This window comes from Bradyrhizobium sp. (assembly GCF_030654605.1).
GTDB lineage: Bacteria > Pseudomonadota > Alphaproteobacteria > Rhizobiales > Xanthobacteraceae > Bradyrhizobium.
Genome location: NZ_JAURXB010000127.1, coordinates 1 through 6,730, shown reverse-complemented (window position 1 = coordinate 6,730; position 6,730 = coordinate 1). Strand labels below are relative to the sequence as shown.

At 64.1% G+C, this 6,730-nt stretch carries 5 protein-coding genes and 1 riboswitch; of the genes, 3 read left to right on the top strand and 2 right to left on the bottom strand.

The window, feature by feature from the left end; all coding sequences use genetic code 11:
• Positions 1–449 (bottom strand): alanine--tRNA ligase-related protein (locus Q7U29_RS12900; RefSeq protein WP_304741951.1); only part of this gene is annotated, 449 nt, incomplete at its 3' end.
• 236 nt (positions 450–685) lie between these two features.
• Positions 686–776, top strand: a riboswitch (glycine riboswitch).
• A gap of 136 nt (positions 777–912) precedes the next feature.
• Between Q7U29_RS12900 and gcvT the strand changes: the two genes are divergently transcribed.
• From gcvT to gcvP, 3 genes are all read left to right on the top strand, one after another.
• A complete protein-coding gene (gene gcvT, locus Q7U29_RS12895; protein WP_304741953.1) occupies positions 913–2,061 on the top strand; it encodes a glycine cleavage system aminomethyltransferase GcvT in 1,149 nt (382 codons plus the stop codon).
• Positions 2,062–2,086: 25 nt separating this feature from the next.
• Positions 2,087–2,452, top strand: a complete 366-nt coding sequence (gene gcvH / locus Q7U29_RS12890) for a glycine cleavage system protein GcvH (protein WP_304741949.1) — start codon at positions 2,087–2,089, stop codon at positions 2,450–2,452.
• Positions 2,453–2,628: 176 nt separating this feature from the next.
• Positions 2,629–5,496: an aminomethyl-transferring glycine dehydrogenase gene (gcvP, locus tag Q7U29_RS12885; RefSeq protein ID WP_304741947.1), complete on the top strand. Its 2,868-nt coding sequence runs from the start codon at positions 2,629–2,631 to the stop codon at positions 5,494–5,496.
• 319 nt (positions 5,497–5,815) lie between these two features.
• On the opposite strand, the gene Q7U29_RS12880 is transcribed toward gcvP, so the two are convergent.
• A partial coding sequence (locus Q7U29_RS12880) for a hypothetical protein (protein ID WP_304741945.1) occupies positions 5,816–6,730 on the bottom strand: 915 nt, incomplete at its 5' end.

Here is a 6,730-nt window from a genome sequence, read left to right as displayed (position 1 = left end):
CGATCGTCGCCCAAGCCCGCGATCTTCTTCCAAAGGCCGGCCGCCTCGTCGTCGGTGTGATAGACCGTGACGAGCAGCTTGTCCTTCTTCAGCCCGAAATCCCTGGTGATCAGGTTCCAGGCGAGCTCGATCGCGCGCTCCTTGAAGTAGTCGCCGAACGAGAAATTGCCGAGCATCTCGAAAAAGGTGAGATGGCGCGCGGTGTAGCCGACATTGTCGAGGTCGTTGTGCTTGCCGCCGGCGCGCACGCATTTCTGCGAGGTGGTGGCGCGCTGATAGGGCCGCTTCTCGACGCCGGTGAAAACGTTCTTGAACTGCACCATGCCGGCATTGGTGAACATCAGCGTCGGGTCGTTGCGCGGCACCAGCGGTGACGACGGCACGATCTCGTGACCCTCCGCCGCAAAGTAGTTGAGAAATGCCGACCTGATCTCGTTAACGCCGCTCATGTCCGTCCAATCGTAAAAAGCCCGGGATTCGCTGCAAACGCGCCATCTCACCGGCTCAAGTACCAAGCCGAGTACCAAGCCGAGTACCAAGCCATGGCTTTTAGACAAGGGGGATGGCGCTGTCCAGAAAGTGTGCTTGAGATCAGGGGCTTGCCGCAGCAGCGCAAGGTTCGTTGATAATTGCTGCGGCTGCGTTGACAGCCTTGCCGCGGCCGTGGTTTTCTACCCCTGTTCAAGACTGTCACGTCGGGAGAGATCGGCTTAAGCGCCGGCGCCGAAGGAGCAACCGCCCCGGAAACTCTCAGGCAAACGGACCGCGTGACTTGCTAGCATCTGGAAAGAGACGCCGCCGGGCCGGTCCCGGGATGCGTCCGCCGACGGGATAATACTCTCAGGCACAGCGACAGATGGGGCTTCGACGGGTTTTCGAGGAATCCTCCTCGGGAACCGCGAGGGCCCCATGATGCTTGCGCGCGAAACCGAAACCGCATTGAAAACCACCCCTTTGCATGCGCTGCATGCAGCCAGCGGCGGCAAAATGGTGCCGTTTGCCGGATACGACATGCCGGTACAATTCGCGCCCGGCGTGCTCAGGGAACACCTGCATACCCGCAACTCGGCCGGGCTGTTCGACGTTTCGCATATGGGACAACTCGAGCTGCGGGCGAAATCCGGCAAGGTCGAGGACGCCGCCCTGGCGCTGGAGCGGCTGGTACCGCAGGACATCCTCAGCGTTGCACCGGGCCGGCAGCGCTACGCCCAGTTCACCAATGAAGCCGGCGGCATTTTAGACGATCTGATGGTGGCCAATTTCGGCAGCCATTTGTTCCTCGTCGTCAACGCCGCCTGCAAGGCCGAGGACGAGGCGCATCTGCGCGCTCATCTTCAGGACAGCTGCGTCATCGAGCCGCTCCCCGACCGCGCGCTGATCGCGCTGCAGGGGCCGAAGGCCTGTTCGGTACTGGCCCGGCTTTGCCCAGAAATATCGGCGATGCGGTTCATGGATACGGGGCCGCGCCGTATCGACGGCATCGACTGCTTCGTCTCGCGCTCGGGCTACACCGGCGAGGACGGCTTTGAGATTTCGGTTCCGGCCGAACAGGCGGAAGCCTTCGCGAAAACCCTGCTGGCGAATGGCGATGTGATGCCGATCGGGCTCGGCGCGCGCGACAGCCTGCGGCTCGAGGCCGGGCTCTGCCTTTATGGCCACGACATCGACACCTCGACGACGCCGGTCGAGGGCGCGCTGGAATGGTCGATCCAGAAGAGCCGCCGCCATGGCGGCGCCCGCGCCGGCGGTTTTCCCGGCGCAGACACGATTCTTGCGCAGCTCGAAAAAGGCGCACCGCGCCGCCGCGTCGGATTGAGGCCGGAGGGCCGCGCCCCGGTGCGCGAAGGCGCACCGCTATTCGCGAATGAGACGTCATCCGAACAGATCGGCAAGGTCACCTCGGGCGGCTTCGGCCCCAGCCTGAATGCGCCGGTCGCGATGGGCTATCTGCCGGTTTCGCTCGCCGCCGCTGATACCCTGGTGTTCGCCGAATTGCGCGGCGCGCGGCTGCCGCTGCGGGTCGCCGCCATGCCCTTCGTTCCCAATACTTACAAACGTTGAACCTCAAAACGCTGAAGGATCCGTCATGACGACGCTCTACACCACCGACCACGAATGGCTCCGGATCGAGGGCGACGTCGCCACCATCGGCGTCACCGACTATGCGCAGTCGCAGCTCGGCGACGTCGTGTTCGTCGAACTGCCGAAAATCGGCCGCAGCCTGAAGAAGGCCGAAGCCGCCGCCGTGGTCGAATCGGTCAAGGCGGCTTCCGACGTCTACGCGCCGATTTCGGGGGAAGTGCTCGAGGTCAACGACGCGCTCGCCGCGGAACCCGCGCTGGTCAATTCCGACGCCGCCGGCAAGGCGTGGTTTTTCAAGTTGAAGATATCCGACAAGAGCGAGCTCGACGGCCTGATGGACGAGGCCGCTTACGCCAAGCACACCGCATGAGCATATGAGCGAATGACAGGGATCGCCTCCACACCCTCCGCTGTCATCGCCCGGCTCGACCGGGCGACCCAGTACGCCGCGACTTCTCCGCTCAACCGCTGGCTTCCCGGCGTACTGGATCGTCCGCTTTCGCGGACGACGACACCGAGCTTTGATTTTCCAGCGAGGACTACTCCATGAACGCGCCGCTTAAACACACCGACGAGCCCGCCGCCACCTTCGTGCGCCGCCACATCGGCCCCTCGCCCCGCGACGTCAACGCCATGCTGCAGACCGTGGGCGCCAGCAGCCTCTCAGGGCTGATGGCCGAAACCCTGCCATCCTCGATTCGGCAGAAGGCGCCGCTCGACCTCGGTACCGCTTTGAGCGAAACCGAAGCGCTGGCGCATATGCGCGAGCTGGCGGCGCAGAACCAGCTGTTCACCTCGCTGATCGGCCAAGGCTATTCGGGAACCATCCTGCCGGCGGTGATCCAGCGCAATATCCTGGAGAACCCGGCCTGGTACACGGCCTATACGCCGTATCAGCCGGAGATCAGCCAGGGCCGGCTGGAGGCGCTGTTCAACTTCCAGACCATGATCTGCGACCTCACCGGGCTCGATGTCGCCAACGCATCGCTGCTCGATGAAGCCACTGCCGCTGCGGAAGCGATGGCGCTGGCCGAGCGCGCCGCGCAGGCCAAGGCAAAAGCGTTCTTCGTCGATTCCGAGGTGCATCCGCAGACGCTGGCGGTGCTGCGCACCCGCGCCGAGCCGCTCGGGTGGAGCCTGATCATGGGCGATCCCGCCGTCGATCTCGACAAGGCCGAGGTGTTCGGCGCCCTGCTACAATATCCCGGAACCTCGGGCGCAGTACGCGACCTTCGGCCTGCGATCGCGGCAATTCGGGCAAAAGGCGCGCTGGCCGTGGTCGCCGCCGATCTTCTGGCGCTGACGCTGCTGGCGTCGCCGGGCGAACTCGGCGCCGATATTGCGATCGGATCGGCGCAGCGTTTTGGCGTGCCGATGGGCTATGGCGGTCCGCATGCGGCCTATATGGCGGTGCGCGACGCGCTCAAGCGCTCATTGCCGGGGCGCATCGTCGGACTGTCGATCGATTCACGCGGGCAGCCGGCCTACCGGCTGGCGCTGCAGACCCGCGAGCAGCATATCCGCCGCGAAAAGGCGACCTCCAACATCTGCACCGCGCAGGTGCTGCTGGCGGTGATCGCCTCGATGTACGCGGTCTATCATGGCCCGGAGGGGCTGACCCACATCGCGCGCACGGTGCATCGCCGCACCGCGGTGCTGGCGGCGGGATTGCGCCAGCTCGGCTTTGCGCCGCAATCTGCAGCGTTCTTCGACACCGTGACGGTAGATGCCGGCGGCCAGCAGAGCGACATCGTCGCCCGCGCTTTGACCGAGAAGATCAATCTGCGGATCGGCCAGGCAACCCTCGGGATCGCGCTGGACGAGACCACGACGGCGCTGGAGGTCGAGGCGGTGTGGCGGGCGTTCGGCGGCAAGCTCGCCTATGCAGAGGTTGCGGCCGGCGCGCGCGAGGCGCTGCCGTCCGAGCTGAAGCGCGCCAGCGGCTTCCTTGGCCATCCCGTGTTCAACACCCACCGCTCCGAGACCGAGCTGCTGCGCTACATGCGCAAGCTTTCGGACCGCGATCTCGCGCTCGACCGCGCCATGATCCCGCTCGGGTCCTGCACCATGAAGCTCAACGCCACCTCGGAGATGATCCCGCTGACCTGGCCGGAATTCGGCGCGCTGCACCCGTTGGCGCCGGCCGACCAGGCCGCGGGCTACCATGCCCTGTTCAAGCGGCTGGAAAAGTGGCTTTGCGACATCACCGGCTATGACGCGGTCTCGCTGCAGCCGAATTCCGGCGCCCAGGGCGAATATGCCGGGCTACTGGCGATCCGCGGCTACCACGCCGCGCGCGGCGAGCCGCACCGCAAGGTGTGCCTGATCCCCTCCTCGGCGCACGGCACCAATCCGGCTTCCGCCCATATGGTGGGCATGGAGGTCGTGGTAGTGGCCTGCGATGCCAGGGGCGACGTCGATGTCGAGGATCTGCGCGCCAAGGCGAAAGAGCATTCGAAGAGTATCGCCGCGATCATGATCACCTATCCTTCCACCCACGGCGTTTTCGAGGAGCATATCCGCGAGATCTGCGACATCGTGCATGGCCATGGCGGACAGGTCTATCTCGACGGCGCCAACCTCAACGCCCAGGTCGGTCTGTCTCGGCCGGGCGATTACGGCGCCGATGTCAGCCATCTCAATCTGCACAAGACCTTCTGCATTCCGCACGGTGGCGGCGGCCCCGGCATGGGCCCGATCGGGGTCAAGGCGCATCTTGAGCCATTCTTGCCAGGACATCCCTCAACCGGAGGCCGTGCACCGGTCGGACCGGTTTCGGCGGCCGCCTACGGTTCGGCCTCGATCCTGACCATCTCCTATATCTACATCCTGATGATGGGGGGCGAAGGCCTGACCCGGGCGACCGAGATCGCGATCCTCAACGCCAATTACATCGCCACCCGGCTCGATCCGCATTTCCCGGTGCTGTATCGGAATGCCAAAGGCCGGGTCGCCCATGAGTGCATCGTCGACCCCCGGCCGCTGAAGACGTCCAGCGGCGTCACCGTCGATGACATCGCCAAACGGCTGATCGACTACGGCTTCCATGCCCCGACGATGAGCTTCCCGGTTCCGGGCACGCTGATGATCGAACCGACCGAATCGGAATCGAAGGCCGAGATCGACCGCTTCTGCGACGCCATGATCGCGATCCGGCAGGAGATCGCCGAGATCGAGTCCGGCCGCTGGAAGGTCGAAGCCTCGCCACTGCGCCACGCCCCGCACACCGTTCACGACATCGCCGATGACGGCTGGCAGCGCGCCTATTCCCGCGCCGACGGCTGTTTTCCGAAGGGCACCTCGCGCTCCGACAAATATTGGAGCCCGGTCGGCCGGGTCGACAATGTCTATGGCGACCGCAACCTGGTGTGCTCATGTCCGCCGATCGCCGACTACGCGCAGGCGGCGGAGTGACGCGTTGTTAACGTCAATCGGGGATGGTGCGGAGAGTTCAGGATGTGCGACGCACATCCTGATGTCCCGCGACTTCGGGTCCCGGACGGAAGCTCACGCACTTAAAGTGTCACTTCACATCAGCGAAACAAAATTCTCCGCTTCCGACTCTAAGCACTTTTAGTTTCACGCGATTCCGAATCGGCGGTGCGCATCAAACGCCGTGGACAAGCGCCTGTCCAGGAAACAAATGTGCACTGAGGGGGTCGGTAACAACGTCCTCAGCGCCCGCTCATGTCGAACCTTAAGTCAGGCGACCAAGGCCCTTTGAAACGCGCGATCACGATTCGATTGAGGAAGAAGGTTCGATCAAAGCACGGTCGGCCGGATCCCAACGCCACAGCTGATCGCCGATCAATTCGGTGCCGCCCCACCAGCGGCGGATCGGATTGTGTCGGCTGAAATCTTCAGTTCCTGCCAGGATCGCCTGACCGAGCGCGGTCAGCTTGAGTTGGCTTCGCCGATATCGCTCGAGGCGATGACGGTCATCGTGCATCGCCAGCGTGAACGGCCCCTCCTCGAGCCCGGATATGGCAGGTGCCGGACAATGAGCGAGCCCGTCCAGCAGGGCTCCGATTTCCCAATAGCCGAACACGCGCCGTTTGTTGGGCTTGTTGTCCCCGGGAAAGACGTCGAACGGAAAGGCACCGCCTGCCGGTAGCAGCTCCAGCATCCGCGTCTCCGTCGCGCCAAGTCCCGTCATGCCTGACGGGAGCTCTTCGAGCAATTCCAGCACGCTTTGTCCAAGCTGCGGCAGGACCCTGAGATCCCCGCCGAGCAGGTTGAACCAGTCCTGCGGCGTCGGTTGGCGATAGGCCCGCCAGGCCAAGCTGGCAGTTTCGAGATGATCGTTCAGGACCCGGACGACCGGCAGGCGCCAACTGGCCAATTCTTCCGGCGTGCAATTGCCGATTTGGACATCTGCCTGGACCAGAGTCAGCCTGGACACGGTTTCTGCATGATGCCGCAGAAAGTCCAACAGCCAGATCAGCGTCAGTTGGGCGTTCGGATCCGGATCGATCCATAGCTCGACCGCTTCAAAGCGGGCGCAGAATTCGATCAAGCCCGGCCGCTTCGTCCGCGCTTCCTCGAAGCGCTCGCCGGTGAGATCGAGCCAATGAGAACCGGAGGCCTCATGTCTTGCCGGGCGAGACGACAACCATGTCTCAAGTTCGATTTGCGAAGGCAACGGACC